At 63.0% G+C, this 1,776-nt stretch carries 1 protein-coding gene; it reads left to right on the top strand.

Features of this window, described 5'->3' with window-relative positions; all coding sequences use genetic code 11:
- The coding region (locus tag AD668_RS28280; RefSeq protein ID WP_053164493.1) for an RND family transporter at positions 1-1,776 on the top strand (1,776 nt) is incomplete at both ends.

Below are 1,776 nucleotides of genomic sequence, written 5' to 3'. Positions count from 1 at the left end.
TGCGGGTGGTGGTCGAGAACACCCAGGGCGATATTTTCGACCCCGCTTACCTCGATGTGCTCAAGCAGGTCAACGACCAGCTGTTCCTCACCGAAGGCGTCGACCGTGCGTGGATGAAGTCGCTGTGGAGCCCGGCCGTGCGCTGGACCGAAGTCACCGAGGACGGTTTCCAGGGTGGCCCGGTGATGCCCGACAGTTATCAGGGCTCGCCTTCGGACATTGAACAGCTGCGCCAGAACATCTCCCGTGCCGGTATCGTCGGCAGCCTGGTGGCCAGCGATTTCAAGTCGACCATGCTGATCGTGCCGCTGATGGACAAGGCCGCCGCCGGCGGCCAACGCATCAACTACCACGCCTTCTCGCAGATGCTCGAAGAGCAGTTGCGCGACAAGATCGAATACGCCGGCGACAGCGCGGCGCGTAAATCCGGGGTCGAAGGCAGCGGCCATTACAAAGTCCGGGTGATCGGCTTCGCCAAACTGATGGGCGACCTGATCGACGGCCTGATCCAGGTGATGATGTTCTTCGGCCTGGCCGTGGTCACCTCGCTGATCATCATCTATGCCTACACCCGTTGCGTGCGCAGCACCCTGCTGGTGGTCGGCTGCTCGCTGGTTGCGGTGGTCTGGCAACTGGGCATCGTCGCCTGGCTCGGTTACGCCATCGATCCGTACTCGGTGCTGGTGCCGTTCCTGATCTTCGCCATCGGCGTGTCCCACGCCGCGCAGAAGATGAACGGCATCATGCAGGACATCGCCCGTGGCACCCATAAACTGATCGCCGCGCGCTACACCTTCCGCCGTCTGTTCATCGCCGGGGTCACCGCGCTGCTGGCCGACGCCGTGGGCTTCGCGGTGCTGATGCTGATCGACATCCCGGTCATCCAGGACCTGGCGATCACCGCCAGCATCGGTGTCGCGGTGCTGATCTTCACCTCGCTGTTGCTGATGCCAGTGGCATTGTCTTACGTCGGTGTCGGCGCGAAAGCCGCCGAGCGTGCGCTGAAAATCGACAACCGCGCCGAGAAGCACAAAGGCTTCGGCAAACTGTGGGACGCGCTCGATCGCTTCACCACGGCCAAGTGGGCCACCGGCGCCGTGCTGGTCGCGGTGTTGATGGGCATCGGCGGTTTCGTGGTCAGCCTTGACCTGAAGATCGGCGATCTGGAAAGCGGGGCGCCGGAGCTGCGCGCCGACTCGCGCTACAACCGCGACAACGCCTACATCACCCAGCATTACGCGCTGTCCAGCGACCTGTTCGCGGTGATGATCAAGACCGCACCGGAAGGCTGTCTGAACTACAAGACCCTGGTGCTGGCCGATCGTCTGGCCTGGGAGCTGCAACAGTATCCGGGCGTGCAGGCGACCTCGTCGTTGGTCAACGCGGTACGCCAGATCACCGCCGGTACTTATGAAGGCAACCCCAAGCTCAACAGCATCCAGCGCAACCAGGACGTGCTCAACTACGCCGCGCAGCAAGCCTCGGTCAACTCCCCGGAGCTGTTCAACACCGACTGCTCGCTGATGCCGGTGATCGCCTTCCTCAAGGATCACAAGGCTGAAACCCTGGACGCCGTGGTGGCGATCGCCGACAAGTTCGCCAAGGAAAACAGCACCGAAGATCGCCAGTTCCTGCTCGCGGCCGGCAGCGCCGGGATCGAAGCGGCGACCAACATCGTGGTGCGCGAAGCCAACCACACCATGCTGTTGTACGTGTATGCAGCGGTGACCTTGTTCTGCCTGATCACCTTCCGCAGCTGGCGCGCCACGCTGGTGG

Origin of the sequence: Pseudomonas sp. P1.8 (genome assembly GCF_001269805.1) — a bacterium.
Classification (GTDB): domain Bacteria; phylum Pseudomonadota; class Gammaproteobacteria; order Pseudomonadales; family Pseudomonadaceae; genus Aquipseudomonas.
The sequence above is the reverse complement of the archived record's forward strand: the minus strand, read 5'-3'. Positions and strand labels throughout refer to the sequence as shown.